General features: G+C 64.2%; 19 protein-coding genes, 1 tRNA gene, 1 other RNA gene, 1 pseudogene and 1 riboswitch. Of the genes and pseudogenes, 7 read left to right on the top strand and 15 right to left on the bottom strand.

Annotated features, from left to right (window positions below):
- Positions 1–6 precede the first annotated feature (6 nt).
- The 5 genes from nuoB to THIX_RS04815 all read left to right on the top strand — a co-directional run bounded on the left by nuoB (position 7) and on the right by THIX_RS04815 (position 4,109).
- Positions 7–882 carry an NADH-quinone oxidoreductase subunit NuoB gene (gene nuoB, locus THIX_RS04835; protein ID WP_112488178.1) on the top strand — a complete coding sequence of 292 codons (876 nt, stop codon included), beginning with the start codon at positions 7–9 and terminating at the stop codon, positions 880–882.
- Positions 869–2,875 carry a proton-conducting transporter membrane subunit gene (locus THIX_RS04830; RefSeq protein ID WP_112485294.1) on the top strand — a complete coding sequence of 669 codons (2,007 nt, stop codon included), beginning with the start codon at positions 869–871 and terminating at the stop codon, positions 2,873–2,875. Before nuoB ends, THIX_RS04830 begins: the two co-directional genes overlap by 14 nt.
- A 138-nt stretch (positions 2,876–3,013) precedes the next feature.
- On the top strand, positions 3,014–3,400 hold the full coding sequence (locus THIX_RS04825; RefSeq protein WP_112485293.1) for a CrcB family protein: 387 nt from the start codon (positions 3,014–3,016) through the stop codon (positions 3,398–3,400).
- A gap of 16 nt (positions 3,401–3,416) precedes the next feature.
- Positions 3,417–3,794 (top strand): fluoride efflux transporter CrcB, encoded by a 378-nt coding sequence (gene crcB / locus THIX_RS04820; RefSeq protein ID WP_112485292.1) that lies wholly within the window; start codon positions 3,417–3,419, stop codon positions 3,792–3,794.
- Between the two features lie 3 nt (positions 3,795–3,797).
- Entirely contained in the window at positions 3,798–4,109 is a 312-nt protein-coding gene (locus THIX_RS04815; protein ID WP_112485291.1) for a DUF190 domain-containing protein, read from the top strand.
- On the opposite strand, the gene THIX_RS23685 is transcribed toward THIX_RS04815, so the two are convergent.
- The 6 genes and pseudogenes from THIX_RS23685 to rnpB form a co-directional block, all read right to left on the bottom strand.
- Complete coding sequence (locus THIX_RS23685) at positions 4,106–4,273, bottom strand: hypothetical protein (RefSeq protein WP_162497974.1); 168 nt, start codon at positions 4,271–4,273, stop codon at positions 4,106–4,108. The genes THIX_RS04815 and THIX_RS23685 overlap by 4 nt on opposite strands.
- A 79-nt stretch (positions 4,274–4,352) precedes the next feature.
- Positions 4,353–4,685, bottom strand: a pseudogene (locus THIX_RS23980) (DNA mismatch repair protein MutS); the annotation flags it as partial.
- A gap of 368 nt (positions 4,686–5,053) precedes the next feature.
- Positions 5,054–5,458: a hypothetical protein gene (locus THIX_RS22875; protein ID WP_158540801.1), complete on the bottom strand. Its 405-nt coding sequence runs from the start codon at positions 5,456–5,458 to the stop codon at positions 5,054–5,056.
- Between the two features lie 70 nt (positions 5,459–5,528).
- Positions 5,529–5,903, bottom strand: coding sequence for an HIT family protein (locus THIX_RS04805; protein WP_112488177.1), 375 nt, complete (start codon positions 5,901–5,903; stop codon positions 5,529–5,531).
- 46 nt (positions 5,904–5,949) lie between these two features.
- Positions 5,950–6,014, bottom strand: a riboswitch (Fluoride riboswitch).
- Between the two features lie 71 nt (positions 6,015–6,085).
- Complete coding sequence (locus THIX_RS04800) at positions 6,086–6,769, bottom strand: histidine phosphatase family protein (protein WP_233224403.1); 684 nt, start codon at positions 6,767–6,769, stop codon at positions 6,086–6,088.
- 108 nt (positions 6,770–6,877) lie between these two features.
- An RNA gene (rnpB, locus tag THIX_RS04795) (RNase P RNA component class A) lies at positions 6,878–7,226 on the bottom strand.
- Positions 7,227–7,326: 100 nt separating this feature from the next.
- Here rnpB and THIX_RS04790 point away from each other — a divergent pair.
- Positions 7,327–8,109 carry an MBL fold metallo-hydrolase gene (locus tag THIX_RS04790; protein ID WP_112485290.1) on the top strand — a complete coding sequence of 261 codons (783 nt, stop codon included), beginning with the start codon at positions 7,327–7,329 and terminating at the stop codon, positions 8,107–8,109.
- A 10-nt stretch (positions 8,110–8,119) separates the two neighbouring features.
- On the opposite strand, the gene pyrC is transcribed toward THIX_RS04790, so the two are convergent.
- The 6 genes from pyrC to THIX_RS04760 all read right to left on the bottom strand — a co-directional run bounded on the left by pyrC (position 8,120) and on the right by THIX_RS04760 (position 14,448).
- On the bottom strand, positions 8,120–9,190 hold the full coding sequence (gene pyrC, locus THIX_RS04785) for a dihydroorotase (RefSeq protein ID WP_112488176.1): 1,071 nt from the start codon (positions 9,188–9,190) through the stop codon (positions 8,120–8,122).
- Between the two features lie 82 nt (positions 9,191–9,272).
- A complete protein-coding gene (locus THIX_RS04780; protein WP_112488175.1) occupies positions 9,273–10,007 on the bottom strand; it encodes an amino acid ABC transporter ATP-binding protein in 735 nt (244 codons plus the stop codon).
- A 31-nt stretch (positions 10,008–10,038) separates the two neighbouring features.
- Positions 10,039–10,725 carry an amino acid ABC transporter permease gene (locus tag THIX_RS04775; RefSeq protein WP_112485289.1) on the bottom strand — a complete coding sequence of 229 codons (687 nt, stop codon included), beginning with the start codon at positions 10,723–10,725 and terminating at the stop codon, positions 10,039–10,041.
- A gap of 1 nt (position 10,726) precedes the next feature.
- Positions 10,727–11,455 (bottom strand): amino acid ABC transporter permease, encoded by a 729-nt coding sequence (locus THIX_RS04770; RefSeq protein ID WP_112485288.1) that lies wholly within the window; start codon positions 11,453–11,455, stop codon positions 10,727–10,729.
- Between the two features lie 117 nt (positions 11,456–11,572).
- Positions 11,573–12,463, bottom strand: coding sequence for a transporter substrate-binding domain-containing protein (locus tag THIX_RS04765; protein WP_371412990.1), 891 nt, complete (start codon positions 12,461–12,463; stop codon positions 11,573–11,575).
- Between the two features lie 140 nt (positions 12,464–12,603).
- A complete protein-coding gene (locus THIX_RS04760; protein WP_112485286.1) occupies positions 12,604–14,448 on the bottom strand; it encodes an ABC transporter ATP-binding protein/permease in 1,845 nt (614 codons plus the stop codon).
- Positions 14,449–14,553: 105 nt separating this feature from the next.
- On the opposite strand from THIX_RS04760, the gene THIX_RS04755 reads away from it, so the two are divergent.
- Positions 14,554–14,949, top strand: a complete 396-nt coding sequence (locus THIX_RS04755; protein ID WP_112485285.1) for an acyl-CoA thioesterase — start codon at positions 14,554–14,556, stop codon at positions 14,947–14,949.
- Positions 14,950–15,091: 142 nt separating this feature from the next.
- Here THIX_RS04755 and THIX_RS04750 read toward each other — a convergent pair whose 3' ends face one another.
- From THIX_RS04750 to THIX_RS04740, 3 genes are all read right to left on the bottom strand, one after another.
- Complete coding sequence (locus tag THIX_RS04750) at positions 15,092–15,742, bottom strand: 50S ribosomal protein L25/general stress protein Ctc (protein ID WP_112485284.1); 651 nt, start codon at positions 15,740–15,742, stop codon at positions 15,092–15,094.
- 148 nt (positions 15,743–15,890) lie between these two features.
- The gene (locus THIX_RS04745; RefSeq protein ID WP_112485283.1) at positions 15,891–16,862 is read right to left on the bottom strand and encodes a ribose-phosphate pyrophosphokinase; all 972 of its coding nucleotides are present in this window, start codon (positions 16,860–16,862) and stop codon (positions 15,891–15,893) included.
- A gap of 117 nt (positions 16,863–16,979) precedes the next feature.
- A tRNA-Gln gene (locus THIX_RS04740) sits at positions 16,980–17,053 on the bottom strand.
- Positions 17,054–17,100 lie beyond the last annotated feature (47 nt).

Here is a 17,100-nt window from a genome sequence, read left to right as displayed (position 1 = left end):
ACGACCATGCCGGTATGGACCTGGTTCGGATGGCACAAGGGCCGCGCCACCACGCCCTGGCCGCAGCGCCCCGGCCCCGACGGGCAGGATGGCGTGCTCGGCCTGCCTCGCTTCGACGCTACGCGCTGCAGCGCGGCGCAGAGCGGCTGCAACGATTGCGTCGCTGCATGCCCAGCGTCCGCAATTGGCGTCGACACTGGCCAACATGTGCAACTCGACTACGCCCGCTGCGTCGGCTGCCAGCTTTGCACCGAGGTCTGCCCCGAGGGCGCGCTCAGCGCCAGCCACGATTGGGCGTTCGGCGTGCGCGACAAGGCGGATTTGTTGAACCATGGTTCGGTAAAAACCTCCCCCCAGCTTGAGGAGGAGGCGGATCACGCATCCCCCACCGCGTGGGGAAGGTCGGGAGGGGGAGACTCGAACGAACAAGCGCTCACTCGGGAACTCAAAATCTTCGGCAAAAGCCTGCACGTCCGCCACGTCGATGCCGGTTCGTGCAACGGCTGCGAGAGCGAGCTGCAAGCCTTGCTCAACCCCTTCTACAACCTGCACCGGCTGGGTGTGTTCTTCACCCCGTCGCCGCGTTTCGCCGATCTGCTGCTGGTCACCGGCCCCGTCACTGCCGCGATGCGCGAGCCGCTGCTGCGCACCTATGACGCCATGCCGCAGCCGCGCTGGGTGATGGCTGCGGGCACCTGCGCCACCGGCAGCGGCACCAATGGTGGCGGTTACGCCTGCCATCAGGGGCTGGAGGGCATCCTGCCGGTGGATGTGTGGCTGCCCGGCTGCCCGCCCAACCCGGCCGCGCTGATCGAAGCCCTGCTGATGCTGCTGAAACGCCGACCGCAGCGCGTCCATCGAGGCCGGCATGAACACGCCTGATGCCATCGCGCTGGCCGCCTTCGGCCTGGCCGCGCTGGCCTGGGTGCTGGCGCTGCTGGCGGATTTGTTCATGGGTACGGCCCTGCCCCGCTTGCTTCTCGCGCTGGGCTGCGTGCTCGCCGCCGTCGGCGCGCTGTGGGGCCTGCCCGGCGGCAGCGCGGGGCAGGCCGTGCTGCGACTCGGCGATGCCCCCGTCATCTTCCACCCCGACGCCGCCGCGCTGTGGCTGATGCTGCCCGCGCTGCTGCCCGCCTTCTTTGCAACCCTGCGCGGCGGCGCCAAGCACACACGCGGCTGGGCCGCAGGCGCGGCGCTGTCGCTGCTCGGCGCTTTAGGCGTGTACGGCCTGCAAGACGGCGCGAGTTTTCTCATCGCCTGGGAGGTGATGGGGTTCGGCGGCGCGCTCATGCTGCTGGCCGACCATCGCAGCGTGCAGGCCGGGCACGACAACCTGTTCATGCTCGCGCTGCTGGAGGTGGGTGGCGTGGCCTTGCTGCTGGCGGTGTTGATGCTGGGGCAGAGTCTGGCTTTCGGCACCTACGCCCTGCAGTGGACCGGATGGGGCGTGGCCCCGGCCTTCTTCCTCGGCCTGCTGTGGCTGGTGGGCTTTGGCGCCAAGCTCGGACTGCTGCCGTTTTACGAGTGGTATCCGGGGGCTTACGGCAGCGGCAGCGGCTCCACCGGCGCGCTCATGTCGGGCATCGTCCTGAACGCCGCCTACTTCGCCCTGGGCCGTGCACTGCTGCAATGGATGGGCAACCCGCCCTGGCTGGCGGGCTTTGGTGTGGTGGTGCTGGCGGCGGGCATGTTCACCGCCATCCTCGCCATCCTCTACGCCTTCCAGCAAAGCGACTGGCGGCGGCTGCTGGCGTTTTCCTCCGCCGAGAACGCCGGGGTTGCCGTGACCGCGCTGGGCGCGGCGCTGATTTTCCGCGCCGGTGGCCAGGACATGCTGTCGGCGCTGGCCTGGACGGTGGGCATGCTTCACCTCATGGGCCACAGCCTGGCCAAGGGCAGCCTGTTTCTCACGGCCGATTCAGCCGCCGCGCTGCAGGGCAACCATCATCTGCGGCAAAACGCCATCCTGCGCCATGCGCCGCTCACCCTCGGCCTGGGTGCGGTGTTCGCCGCCATGAGCCTGGCCGCCATGCCGCCCACCGCCGGGTTTGTGAGCGAGTGGTATTTGTTCCAGGCCCTGTTCCACGACTTCACCTTGAAGGGCGACGGCTCGCGCATCGCCCTGGCGCTGGCCGGGGCGGGCTTGGCGCTGACCACCGCCATCGCCCTGGCGACCATGGTCAAGCTGTTCGGCGTCGGCCTGCTGGGGCAGAACGAGGAGCACTCCGCGCAACATCGCAAACACCAGACGGAACTGACGGCATTGCAAAGGTTCTCCGTGCTCATCACCGGCCTGGCCGCGCCGGTGTTCGCCGTGACCCTGGTGTGGTGGCTGCCGCTGATGCAACAAGCCGCCTGGCCCGCCGTGAATGCCGCACGGCAAATGACCCATGGCTGGCTGCTGGTGCCGCTGTCGGCCGGGTTTGCCTTCATCTCCCCGGCCATGCTGGTGATGGCCGTGCCGCTGTTGGCGCTGTTGCCGCTCTGGCTGGTCTGGGGCCGCAGGCGCTTTGCGGTACGCCGCGCGCCGCTGTGGTGCGGCGGCGAAGACTACGCCGCCCACGCCGGAGCGACCACCGCGCTGTCGTTCTCCAACGCGATGCGGGTGTTCTACAACTTTGTTTATCGCCCGCACAACGCCGTGGCGCGGCAGTTCGAAGGCAAGCCCTACTTTCTCAAGGAACTGCAGTTCAGCTATTCGCAAGCCCCCGTGTTCGGCGCGCTGCTGTTCACCCCGGCAGTGCGCACGGTGCATGGGCTGGCGCGCAAGTTGCGTTTTCTGCAGAACGGCCTGATGAACGCGTATCTCGCCTACATCGGCATCCTGCTGGTGCTGGTGTTCGGGCTGGTTCTGGTGTGGGCGCCGCCGACCTGATGCGCGCACAACCGCCGCCGCGAGCCACCCGCTCTGGAGAAAACAACAACAATCCCGGTTGCTTTCATGACGCTTTGGGCAGCGCGCCGGGCACGCATCGCGGCACTGGCCGCCCTCTCTTGATTTTCAGGACGTTTGATGGTTTCCGTTTACATCTCCGTTTTCGCCATCCTGGGCGCGTTTGCCCGGTATGGGCAGTCTCTCGTGGTGCAGGGCGTGCTCGGCGACGCCTTCCCGTTCGCCACCCTGTCGATCAATGTGCTGGGGTCGTTCCTGATGGGCTTCCTGTTCTTCGAAACGCTGGAGCGCATCAACGTCAGCCCGGATCTGCGCACAGGCATTCTCACCGGCGGCCTCGGCACGTACACCACGTTTTCCACCTTCTCCATCGAGGCCATCCATCTGCTCGAACATGGGCACTTCATCCTGGCAGCACTCTATATCGGCGCGTCCGTGGTGTTCTCGGTCGCCGCCGCGTTCTTCGGCGCCTATCTGTCGCGCCATCTGCAATTCACCGACTCCTGAGCGACGAGCAACTTCGATGACATTCCTCTACATCGCGATCTTCGCGCTCATCGGCGCCTTCAGCCGCTACGGACACACCCTCGTCGTGCAACGCTCGCTGGGGAGGTCGTTCCCCTTCGCCACCCTGTCGATCAATGCGCTGGGGTCGTTCCTGATGGGCTTCCTGTTTTATGAAACCCTGAAGTACGCCGCCATCAGCCCGGCCATGCGTACCGGCATCCTCACGGGTGGTGTCGGCACCTACACCACGTTTTCCACCTTTTCGTTGGAAACACTGACCCTGATTGAAAACGGCGAGGCGGCCAAGGCCGGGCTCTACGTGGTTCTGTCCGTTGTCTTGTCCATGCTGGGCACGGCGCTCGGCGCCTATCTTTCACACAACCTGGGAGTCTGACCCATGAAAACCGTCACGATGGCGCGCATCTACATCAAGGAAGGCGACAAGGTGCAGGGCCACAACCTGATGCATGAAATCTTCAAGCTGCTGCACGAACAGCACAAGGTCCACGGCGTCACCGTGTTTCGTGGCGTGGCCGGTTTCGGCAGCAAAGGGGAGGTGCATGCCGACGATCTGCTGCGCCTGAACGTGCATCTGCCGCTGGTGCTGGAGTTCTACGACGACCCCGAGGTGGTGGCCTCCGTGCTGCCCCGCATCCAACAGATGGTGCCCGCCGGGCATATCGTCTCCTGGCAGGCGCAGTGCGGCTAGGCCCGAGCATGCTGCCCGCGCAGCTCCGGCGCATGTTCGAGCGCGTCGCGCGACGCGGCTTGCCGCCAGGCAATGATGCGGGCGTCGCCCTCGCCTGTGGCGGCCAGCAGCACGCGGGAGGCAACATCGTGCAGAAAAGCGTCGCCAGGGCCATCGCCGCGCATCGACCATGCCGGCCATGCTCACGGTCTGCGCGTCGAACGCGGCGAACTCATCGAGGAAGGTGACGAACACACACATCGCACCGATTGCGCAAAGGCGCGTCATGATGCGGTGCGCCAGTTCCAGCGCGTCGTCCAGGATGGTCGAGGAAAACATTGCGTTCATCAACACGATGCTGCGCGGGCTGGCGGCGGCCGGAATGCGGTGCATCCGCACCAGGTCGTCCTGCAGTTTGCCGCGCTGGCTGCCAATGTCCTCCACGCGCTCGAAATGGGTCAACATGCCGTCGAACAGCAACAGCGTGGCGCTGCTGGCCGCCACCGGCAGACCCGGGTTGGCGATGTGGGACAGTTGCCCGAAGGTACGCGCCAGCGTGGTCTTGCCGCCATGGTTGGGACCGGTGACGACGATCATGCGCTCTTCCCCGCGTAAGGCAAAGCCGTTGCTGACCACCGCTTGTCCCGCCTCCACAAAATTGCGCGCCAGGGCGACGTCGAAGGCGTCGTCCGCTTCGATCTTCCCGCGTTGCGTGGTGAGTTCGGCAAGGCACACGCGCAGACGCAGCGCGGGAAGCGTTGCGTGAAGTCGTGCCATGACAGATACCAGGCAAGTTCGCGGTCGAGACGCGGCAGGCGCGCGCCGGCAAAAGCCTCATGCTCGGCGCGAAACCGCGCCAGCCAGCGCCTTGGCCTGGGCAATGAGCTCGGCATGGCCGGGCGAAGCCCGCAGGGCAGCCAGATGCTGCCGCAAGGCGCGCAACAAGGCACTGGCCGACGGATGGATCAATCGGCGACAGGCATGAATGTGCTGTGGCTGCTTGCATGGCTCCTCCCTGAACCCGTGACGACAGGATGCGCGGCTGGGGCGCGCATTGGGTAGGAGTCATCAGCCCTGTGAAGCTTGGCGGGCAAAGTGTCGGCGAATCCATCGCCTTGTGCCCTCAGTCCAGGTCTGGCTTTCCCTGAGATCAGCAACCAAACCGCATGCAGTTGTAAACGGTGGTTAGGGGTAGGACGCGGTTTTGCATGCGTCGCAGCCAAGCTGGCGAACAGCGGCAAAGCGGCCAACTGCATGACCAGACAGAACGCCACCCGCCAGTCCGGCGACGCCTGATAGAGCAGGCCGAGGACACTGCGCGAAGCTTCGTAGGTGCAATCGGCGCACTGGCTGGGCACGCCGATCGTCAACACGAAGGCCAGCGCCTGGCGCTTGCGCGCGGGGCTTAGCCAGCAGCGGCGTCGAAGTTCGGCGCCCGTATCAGTATTTCTGCCGCGCCGGGATCACGCCGCGTACACCGCCCAGCGGGTCGTCCATGTCACCGTGGTAGCGGGGGATGAGATGCAGATGAACGTGGAGAATGCTCTGGCCGGCGGCCAGTCCGCAGTTCACGCCGAGGTTGAAGCCGTCGGCGTCGTGCTCGCGCTTGAGCAGGGTGCGGGCGTCGTCGGCCAGCGCGAGCAGGCTGCGCTTCTCGTCCCAGGTGGTGTCGAACCAGTCTGCCACATGGCGATAGGGAATGATGAGCATGTGCCCCGGAGTCACCGGGTCGCGATCGAAAATCGCATAGGCCAGATTGTTGCGCAGTACCGGTTCTGTGATCTGGCAGAACGGGCAGGGCTTGGTGGCGGACATCGTCGTCTCCTCGGCATGGTCCGACGCGCAGCGTGGCGACACGGAGCGCAGAACAGACATCATCAGCCGGGAGGCGGTTGGGGTCAGGAGGATGTCATCTCCTGGGATGCATTACAACAAAGTTGGGATCGGTGGCGTGTTTCGAATTGTCAGCTCTTATCAACTCGCCGTCAGCGAAAAACTCACGCCACGCCGCGCAGATGGCTGGTGTCGTTGACGCGTGCAATGCCGACATGGCCGCCGGCGCTCAACTCCAGTTCGTTGATGCAGCAAGGGCTTTGCTCGATGCGCCAGTAGGCCGACAGCGGCAGGTCGAGCGCTGGCAACAGGATGACGCGATTGACGCTGTCGTGCGCCACCAGCACCACGGTGTCATGGGCATGGCGCGTGAGCAGTTGGCGCAAGGCATCGGCGGTGCGCAGCGCCACCGCCTGCAAAGACTCCCCGCCGGGGAATCGCATCCACTGCGGAGTTTGCTTCCACAGCGCGAAGTCGCGCGGAAATTGGGTGCGGGCTTCTTCGTGGGTCTTCCACTGCCATTCGCCGTAGTCGAAATCGTCGATGCCCGCTTGCACCTGGGCGCTCAAGCCGCAGGCCGTGGCAATGGCAGCGCCGGTATCGCGGCAGCGCTGCATCGGGCTGGTGTCGATGGCGGCAGGTTTGCACTGCTCCGCAAGCGCCAAGCCAAGCGCGCCGGCCTGGCGCTGGCCGCGTTCGGTCAGGGCCAACTCCATCCGGCCGCGAAAGCGTGGCGGGCTGATGCCCTCGACCTCGCCTGACGGGTGAGCATGATCTGCATGGGATGCTCCTGCGCTGGACTGCACGCCGGCTGCGTGCTGCCTGCCGTGGTGCGGCTGGCCTCCCATGATGCATCCGCTCGCTGCTTTTGCGCCATTTCGGCGCATCCAACCGCAGCGCCCGAAGTGTTGCGACACCTCTCGGCTGGCGCAGCCGAAACGCCGGAACTGAAAACAGTGCGAAGCGGGCCTGTAGGCCGGATTCTGTGCATCGGTTGCCCGACGTGGCAGCCATTCCTCTGGGCCGTGCGTTACCGCAGCGGCTCGTTGCCACCTACCCGCAGGCTCGCGCGGGCCGCGCTTTCACAAGGCCCGAAAGCCCTGCTTCGCCTGCCTATTTGGTGTTGCTCCGGGTGGAGGTTGCCGCGTTTCACGTCCACGCGGCTTGCGCCGCGCTTGCTCGTCTCTGTGGTCCTGTTCGTCGCGTCGCCGCGCACGGCCGTTAGCCGTCACCCCGCCCTGTGGAGTCCGGACCTTCCTCACCGCGCGGGTCGCCCCGCGCCAGCGCGGCTGCCCGGCCCGCTTCGCAACGTGCATTATCCGCGAACCATGCACCGGCAGGTATTTGATCTGGCTCAAGCCGCCGCCCGGCACTGCTCTCTATCCTGTAAATTTGCGCGCCCTCCATGCCCATCGAACTCTACAAAGACCCGCAGCACGCCTGCGTGATGTTCACCGACCTCGTGCCCGAAGAGGCCGAGGCGGTGCAGGCCAACCAGTTCCTCATCGTCGATCACGGCGGAGGGGTCATCCTCGACCCCGGCGGCAACATGACCTACAACGAGTTGAGCCTGAGCATACGCAAGCACATCGCACCCCAGGGTCTGGACTACATCCTGGCCTCGCACGCCGACCCGGACATCATCGCCTCGCTGGACCGCTGGATGACATCCAGCCAGGCCAAGCTCGTGATCTCCAAGCTGTGGGCACGCTTCGCCCCGCACTTTTGCAAGTTCGGCAAGACCGACGACCGCATCGTTGCCGTACCCGACGAGGGCGGCAGGCTGCGCTTCGGCCAGACCGAGTTGTGGCTGCTGCCGGCGCACGTCATGCACTCGGAAGGCAATTTCCAGTTCTACGACCCGGTGAGCCGGATCCTGTTCTCGGGCGATCTGGGCGTATCGCTGGTCAGCGGGGAGAGGGCCTCGCACTTTCTCACCAATCTGAACCCGATGCCGCCAGGCATGGAGGCGTTTCACAAGCGCTATATGGTGAGCAACAAGATTCTGAAGCTGTGGGTACGCATGGTGCGCGAGTTGGACATCGCGATGATCGCGCCCCAGCATGGCGCGCCGCTCGAGGGTGCGGCCATCGGCCAGTTGCTGGACTGGCTGGACAACCTGGATTGCGGCATCGACCTGATGGGGGCCGCGCAGTACCAGGTGCCAACGGCGGCGATGCGGATCTGATCGCGGGGGCTCAGAATGCGGATGCCAGGCGCCACGGCAGGATCTGCCCGGCGCCCAGCGGAACGACGTCGCCCCCGGCATAGGGCAAGCACTCGGGGACTGCCATGGGCACACGCTCCAGTGCGAGGGTGCCGGTGTTGCGCGGCAAACAGTAGAAGTCCGCGCCGAAATGGCTGGCGAAAGCCTCGAGCCTGTGCAGCGCGCCGCGCTGCTCGAAAGCCTGGGCGTAGAGTTCCAGCGCATGGGGCGCCGTGAGGCATCCGGCGCAGCCGCAGGCCGCCTCCTTCAGGGCGCGTGCGTGCGGTGCCGAATCGGTGCCAAGGAAGAAACGCGCGTCGCCGCCGGTTGCGGCATCCAGCAAGGCCTGGCGGTGGCGCTCGCGCTTGAGCACGGGCAGGCAGTAGTAATGCGGGCGAACGCCCCCGGCGAACATGGCGTTGCGGCTGTAGAGCAGATGGTGGGCGGTGATGGTGGCGGCCAGCAGCGGCGCGCCACGCGCATCCACCGCAGCCTGCTCGCGCACGAAGCTTGCAGCCTGCGCGGTGGTGATGTGCTCCAGCACGATCTTGAGCGCCGGGAAGTCGCGCCGGATGCGCAGCAGATGGCGCTCGATGAACACCGCCTCGCGGTCGAATACGTCGACCTCGGGGTCGGTGACTTCGCCGTGAATCAGGAGCGGCATGCCTTGCTGCTGCATGGCCTCGAACACCGGGTAGACCCGGGCCAGGTCGGTCACGCCGCTGTCGGAATTCGTGGTGGCACCCGATGGATAGAGCTTGACCGCGTGCACCGCGCCACTGGCCCTGGCGCGCTCGATTTCGGCCGGGGGCGTGGTGTCGGTGAGATACAGCGTCATCAGCGGCTCGAACGCCGAACCCGCTGGCCGGGCCGCGAGGATGCGCTCGCGGTATGCCAGCGCCTGCGCGGTGCTCGCCACCGGCGGCCTGAGGTTGGGCATGACGATGGCGCGGGAGAATTGCGCCGCGGTCCACGCCACGGTGTCAGTCAGCGCGTCGCCGTCGCGCAGGTGCAAATGCCAGTCGTCGGGGCGGGTGATGGTGAGAGTTTGCAGCTGGGACATGAGCAGGGCGGGCGGCACGGGATGACCGCGAAATGGTACTGCTGCGGCCATCCCGCTCCAGGCGCATGCGGGCCCGCACGGGTCAATGCGCCAGGATCTTGCCCAGGAATTGCTGCGCGCGCTCGCTGCGCGCCTGGGTGTTGCCGAAGAACTCGCCGGTGGCACAGTCCTCGACGATGCGTCCTGCATCCATGAACACCACGCGGCTGGACACGCTGCGGGCAAAGCCCATCTCGTGCGTCACCACCATCATGGTCATGCCATCCTTGGCCAGACCCACCATGACCTCCAGCACCTCGCCCACCATCTCGGGGTCGAGCGCGGAGGTCGGTTCGTCGAACAGCATGGCGATCGGGTCCATGCACAGCGCACGGGCGATCGCGACGCGCTGCTGCTGGCCGCCCGAGAGCTGGCCGGGGAATTTGTCGCGCTGCGAGGCCAGGCCCACACGCTCAAGGTAATGCTCACCCTTGGCGATGGCCTCCGCCTTGTTGCGGCCCAACACCTTGAGTTGTGCGAGCGTCAGGTTCTGCATCACCGACAGATGCGGGAACAGCTCGAAATGCTGAAACACCATGCCGACGCGGGCGCGCAGCTTGGGCAGATCGGTCTTGGAGGCGGCCACGGAAATGCCGTCGACGATCACGTCGCCCTTCTGGAACGGTTCGAGCGCGTTGACGCACTTGATCAGCGTGGACTTGCCCGAGCCCGACGGCCCGCACACCACGACGACCTCTGCCTTGTCGACATGGGTGGAGCAGTCGGTGAGCACCTGGAAACTGCCATACCACTTGCTGATGGCCTGGATGTCGATCATGGACATGATGGGTCGGTTCGGTTCAAGGTGTTCAACGAATGATGGCAACGCGCTTGTTCAACAGCTTCACGCCCAGTGAGAGGCAGTAGCTGAGGACGAAATACACCACGGCGACGAAGGTGTACATCTCGACGATGCGGCTGTCGCGCTGGGCGATTTTGACTGCGGCGCCGACGAAGTCGGTGACGTTGAGCAGCGCCACCAGCGAGACGTCCTGGAACAGCACGATGATCTGCGTCAGCAGCACCGGCAGCATGTTGCGCAGCGCCTGCGGCAGGATGACCAGGCGCATGGCCTGCGCATAAGTCAACCCCGTGGCATAGGCCGCGCCGAGCTGGCCCTTCGGAATGCTTTGGATTCCGGCGCGCACGATCTCGCAGAAATAGGCGCCTTCGAATAGGATGAAGGTGACGTAAGCCGAACGCTCGGCGCCGATGCGGGGCGGGTACTCCGCGCCCATCATCCACTGCAGCATGATGGGCACGAGAAAGTAGAACCAGAAAATCACCAGCAACAGCGGGATGGAACGCATCAGGTTCACATAGGCCGCAGCCGCCCAAGCCAGCGACTTGATGCTGGACAATCGCGCCAGCGCCAACAGAACTCCCCACAACGTGCCGCCGATGGCGGCCACCACGGTGAGTTGCACGGTGTAGGCCAGGCCCTTCATCAGGAAGGGCAGCGATTGAACGACGGATGACCAGTCGAACGCACCCATCTCAGCTCTTCCCGCCAAGGTAGCCCGGCACCGCCACCGCGCGCTCGACCCAGGCGAACACGCGATTGATGGAAAACGCCACGGTCATGTACAGCAAGGTTGCGGCGCCGAAAGCGGCGAAGTACTGGAAGGTCATCTCGCCCATCTCACGCGTGCGAAAGAACAGCTCCGTCAGTCCGATGGAATAGGCCACCGCCGAGTTCTTCACCAGATTCATCGACTCGGACGTGAGCGGCGGAATGACGATGCGAAACGCCATCGGCAGCAACACGTAGCGGTAGGTCTGCGTCTGCGTCAGCCCCATGGCGTAACCCGCCATGCGCTGGCCCCGCGGCAGCGACAGGATGCCCGACTTGACTTGCTCGGCGATGCGCGCCGAGGTGAACAGCCCGAGGCAGATGACCGACTCCAGCAGCTGGAAGCTGGTTGGGTCCATGGCGATGGCCAGGCGCTTGAGTGGCGGAATGAACTCCGGAATGACGAAATACCAGAGAAAGAACTGCACCAGCAGCGGGATATTGCGAAACAGCTCGACATAAACGTCGCCCAGCCGCACGGCCCAGCGCTTGTCGGTGGTGCGCACGATGCCGAGCAAGGTGCCGAGCACCATGGCGACGACCCAAGCCAGGGCGACGAGGATCAGGGTGTATTCGAGACCGGAAAGCAGCGACATGCCCCAGGTGGTGTCGCCATCCGGGGTGTCTTGCGAAAAGATGCCGAGGTCGAGCATGACGAGCTTTCAGCCCGTGGTCGTTTGGACCCGGGGGTCAGATCCGGCGCCACCGGGTCGCGGCGGCGGGCACAGGATTGGGCGGGCCAGCCTGCGGCTGGCCCGCCCCCCAGCAGCTTATTCGACGCCCTTGTCGTTAGGGTGGGCAAAGGCTTCCTTGATCGCCGGGGTTTCCGGGAAGTTCAGGTTGATGCCCTTGGGCGGAATCGCGCTGGTGAACCATTTGGCGTAGATCTTGTTGATCTCCCCCGATTTCATCACCCCGTCGATGGTCCTGTCCACCAGGGCCTTGAACTGCGGATCGTCCTTGCGCAGCATCATGCTGTAGGGTTCCTGGCGCAGCGAGCCGGGAAGAATCTTGTAGGCGGCCGGATCCTTGGAGTTGGCGATCTGGCCGGCCAGCAGGATGTCGTCCATGACGAAAGCCACGGCACGGCCGTCGGCCATCAGCAGGAAGCTCTCGGCATGGTCCTTGCCGTAGATTTCCTTGAAGTCCAGGTCCTTGGTCTTCTCATACTTCTTCAGCAAGGGCACGGAGGTGGTGCCCGAGGTGGTGACGATGGTCTTGCCACCCAGTTGGGCGAAGTCGTTGATGCCCGAATCTTTCTTCACCGCGGCGGAGACGTTGATGATGAAGTAGGTCGGCCCGAACGCCACCTGCTTTTGCCGCGCCACCGAGTTGGTGGTGGAGCCGCATTCCAGATCGATGGTGCCGTTTTCCAGCAGCGGGATGCGGTTGCTCGACGTGACGGGGGCGTAGTTCACCTTGAGGTTGGGCATCTTCAGGTCGGCCTTCACGGCGTCGACCACTTTGCCGCACAACTCCATGGCATAGCCAATGGGCCTGCCGTTGCCGTCCAGGTAGGAGAAGGGAATCGACGACTCGCGGTAGCCGACGGTGATGCTGTCGGTGTCTTTGATTTTCTTCAAAGTGCCGGTGAGCGCCTCGGCTTGTACTGCGGTGAAAGCCAACGCCATTGCCGCGCCAAGGACAAGCTGTTTGCACATGGTCATGTGTATCTCCGTCAACAAGTTGAAATAATGATCGACGAAGTGTAACAACACGATTCAGCCGCGCAAGCGACATTTTCCAGGCTTAGTCGTTCACGCAGCGGGCTTTCGACAATCCACCGCAAAAATCGAAAAAACTAGGCAACCTGCAACAACTCGGGTGATTGCGACTGGCGCGACTGCTCCTGCTGCAGCGCCCACATCCGGGCGTAGACGCCGCTCAGATCCAGCAACTGCGCATGCGTGCCGCGTTCGACGATGCGCCCGGCGGCGAGCACCAGGATCTGGTGCGCATCCACCACGGTGGACAGCCGGTGGGCAATGATCAGCGTGGTGCGATTACGCGAGGCCATGCGAATTTCAGCCTGAATGGCCTTTTCATTGGCCGAGTCGAGTTGCGAGGTGGCCTCGTCGAAGATCAGAATGGGCGGGTTCTTCAACAAAGCGCGGGCAATGGCCACGCGCTGCTTCTCGCCGCCCGAAAGTTTGAGCCCGCGCTCGCCCACCTGCGTGTTCCAGCCCAGGGGCTGGCGCGTGATGAAGTCGTGAATCTGTGCGGCGCGCGCAACCGCCTCCACCTCCTCGTGGCTGGCACCAGGCCGACCGTAGGCGATGTTGTAGCCGATGGTGTCGTTGAACAGCACGGTGTCTTGCGGCACGATGCCCAGCGCCGCCCGCAGGCTGGCCTGTGTGACTTGGGCGATGTCCTGGCCGTCAATCGTGATGCGGCCCGAGTCCACCTCGTAGAAGCGGAACATGAGGCGCGAGAGCGTGGATTTGCCCGCGCCCGACGGCCCGACGATGGCCACCGTTTCGCCACCGGGCACTTCAAAGCTCAGGCCTTGCAGCACTTGGCGCGCGGGCGAGTAGCCGAACTGCACATCCTCGAAGCGCAACGTGCCCTGGCTCACAGCCAATGGCCGGGCGTCCGGCGCATCGGCAACGTCGCGGTTCTGCTCCAGGATGGAGAACATGCGCTCGATGTCGGTCAGGGCCTGGCGGATTTCGCGGTAGATCACGCCAAGAAAGCTCAGTGGCGCATAAAGCTGGATCATGAAGGCGTTGACCAGCACCAGATCGCCCAGGTTCATGCTGCCATTGACCACGCCAACGGTCGCGCGCCACACCAGCAGCGTCACGGCGGTGGCGATGATGAAGCTCTGCCCCAGGTTGAGCAGCGACAGCGAGTTCTGCGACTTCACCGCTGCGACCATCCAGCGGTGCAGGTTGTCGTCGTAGCGCCTGGCCTCGTGCGCCTCGTTGCCGAAAATCTTCACCGTCTCGTAGTTCAGCAATGCGTCCACCGCGCGCTGGTTGGCGCGCGAATCCTGCTCGTTCATGGTGCGGCGCAGACTGGTCCGCCATTCGGTGACGACAACCGTGAACATGATGTACGCGGCCAGCGCCACCAGGGCGATGCCGGCGAACCACCAGTCGTACTTCACCATCAGAATGCCGATCACCAGAGCCATCTCCACGAGCGTCGGCAGGATGCTGTAGAGCGTGTATGACACCAGGCTGGAAATGGCACGCGTGCCGCGCTCGATGTCGCGCGACATGCCGCCGGTCTGGCGCTCCAGGTGGTAGCGCAGCGACAGCGAGAACAGATGATCGAACACCTGCAGCGCGACGTTGCGCACCGCGCCCTGGGTCACGCGCGAAAACACGATTTCGCGCAACTCGGTGAACAGCGAAACCCCAAGGCGCAAGGCGCCGTAAGCCAACAGCAACGCCACCGGCACCACCAGCACGGCTCGCGGATCGCCGGACTTCAGGTTGAGTGCATCGACGATGTCCTTGAGCACCAGCGGCACGCCGACATTCGCCACCTTGGCCGCCACCAGCATGAGCAAAGCCGCAACGACGCGCAGGCGGTACTCCCACAAATACGGCGCGAGCTTGCGCACCGCAGCCCAGTTGGACTTGGGCGCCGAAGCGGTCGGAGGGGGCAAAGGAACGTCGGATGAACCTTGGTGTCGCATGGGATTGAAAGACAATGGCTGCCTGCTTTCACGGCAGCAAACAGCAAATCCATGCATTATTCATCAATGCCTACGGCCAACCATTGCTCACAGCGAGTCTTTCCCATGAATGAAACCCAGCAACTGCCCTTGTGCCGCGAACCGGTTCTGCGTATCCAGCCCCGCCCGGCGGACGTGAACATGCATGGCGATATTTTCGGCGGCTGGATCATGGCCCAGGTCGACATGGCGGGCGGCATTGCCGCTGCCAAGCGCGCCCGGGGTCGGGTGGCCACGGTTGCGGTGAAGGAGTTCGTGTTCAAGCACCCAGTGTTCGTCGGCGATGTACTGTCGTTCTACGCCGAAGTGGTGCGGGTGGGCAACACCTCCATCACCGTGCAGGTCGAGGTATTCGCTGAACGCGGCATCCCAGACACCCAGGTCTACCGCGTGACCGAAGCCACGCTCACCTTCGTCGCCGTGGGCGAGAACCGCAAGCCACGCCCAGTGCCAGCGGTCTGAGAGACGGGACTCGAAGCGCGAAGAGCCGCTCCCGAGCCCCTCTTCCCTGCGAGGATGCAACTCTCCAAAGCAAACGCCACCCCAAGGTGGCGTTTGCACAACAGGCCCGGCGACAAACCGAACCGCCGCAATGACCGAGAAATTACTTCTTCTCGGGAGCTTTTTTCTCGCCTTCTTTGACGTCCTTGACGTCCTTGGCGTCCGGTTCGGCCGCAGCCTCAGCCGCCTCGGCAGCAGCCTGATTCAGCACCGTGGCGATGACTGGGTTCTCGGCGCCGTGGGTCACGATCGTGACCGAACCGGGCAGCTTCAGGTCATTGGCGTGCAGCGAATGGCCCTTCTGCATCTGGCTCAGGTCCACTTCGATGAACTCGGGCAGATCGGCCGGCAGGCAGCTGATTTCCAGTTCGCTCAGCACATGACTGATCATGCCGCCTTCGAGCTTGACGGCCGGCGACTCTTCGGCGCGCACGAAATGCAGCGGCACCTTCATCGTGATCTTGCGATCGGCTGCCACGCGCATGAAATCGATGTGCAGCACGAGGGGGCGGAAGGGGTGAACCTGAAACGCCTTGAGCAGCACCTTGGTCTGCTGCTCGCCCACCGCCAGATCCAGAATGGACGAATGGAATTGCTCTTTCTTCAGGGCGTGGTAGAGGGCATTGTGATCAAGCTCGATCATCTGCGCCTTTTGCTCACCACCGTAGACGATGCCGGGAACCTTGCCGGCGTTGCGCATGCGGCGGCTCGCACCAGTACCTTGCGCTGTGCGTTCATATGCGACGACTTTCATGTCGACTCCTCAAATGGGGCCTTGGGCCCCGGTTGCAAATCGGGATGCTCGCGACCAGCATCCCGCTGGGTTCGCACGCCAAATTCTGGCGGCGCGAATTCGAAAGAAGACTCCAAAACAAGACGCCCGGCACCGTGCCGGGCGTCCTTCAGAACAGGGTTTCCTGTTCGTTGAACAGTTGCAGCACCGAGCCGCCCTGGGCAATGCGCAGCATGGTCTGGGCGATCAGCTGGGCCGCTGAAAGCTGGCGGATTTTCGGGCATTCGAGCGCATTGCCGCGCAAAGGAATGGTGTTGGTGACGACCACTTCATCCAGCGCGCTGGCGTTGATGCGCTCGATCGCCGGGCCGGAAAAAACCGGATGCGTGCAGTAGGCCACAACCCGCTTGGCGCCGCGCGCCTTGAGGACCTCGGCGGCCTTGGTCAATGTGCCGGCGGTGTCCACCATATCGTCCATGATGATGCAGTTGCGACCATCGATCTCGCCGATCACATTCATCACTTCGGACACATTCGGCTTGGGCCGGCGCTTGTCGATGATGGCCAGATCGCAGTCCATGAGCTTCGCCAGGGCGCGCGCGCGCACCACGCCGCCGATATCGGGCGAGACCACGATGAGATCGCAATAAGTCTTCGCCCTGAGGTCGCCAAGCAGGATGGGCGAGGCGTAGATGTTGTCGACCGGAATGTCAAAAAAACCCTGGATCTGGTCGGCATGCAGGTCCATGGTGACCACGCGCGCCACACCCACGGCCTGCAGCATGTTGGCCACGACCTTGGCGGTGATGGGTACGCGCGAGGAACGCGGCCGGCGGTCCTGCCGCGCATAGCCGAAATAGGGAATGACTGCGGTGATGCGTTCGGCCGAGGCGCGCTTGAGCGCGTCTGCCATGATCATCAACTCCATCAGGCTGTCGTTCGTCGGCGCGCAGGTGGACTGGATGATGAACACCTCGCGGGCGCGCACGTTCTGCTGAATCTCGACCGTGACCTCTCCATCCGAGAAGCGGCCGACGAAAGCGTGGCCGAGCCCGATGCCCAATTGCTCGACCACCTGCTGCGCCAGCGCCGGATTGGCATTACCGGTGAAAACGACAAAGTCAGCCGAGTTCTGATTCATGGTTTGGAGAGGAAAATCCGCTTGCACTGCCAGCCCTGGCGGGCAACAAGCAATATCAGACTGGCTCATTGAACTGGATAACCCTGCCGGCAAAGCAAAAAAACCGCCGGTGCCGGGCTGGGGAGGAAGGACTCGAACCCTCGAATGCCGGAATCAAAATCCGGTGCCTTAACCAACTTGGCGACTCCCCAACGGTACAACCTTCAACGGCGCGCCTTGGCTGCGCAAAACCCCAAAG

The sequence above is a fragment of the Thiomonas sp. X19 genome (assembly GCF_900089495.1).
Lineage (GTDB): Bacteria > Pseudomonadota > Gammaproteobacteria > Burkholderiales > Burkholderiaceae_C > Thiomonas_A.
The sequence above is the reverse complement of the archived record's forward strand: the minus strand, read 5'-3'. Positions and strand labels throughout refer to the sequence as shown.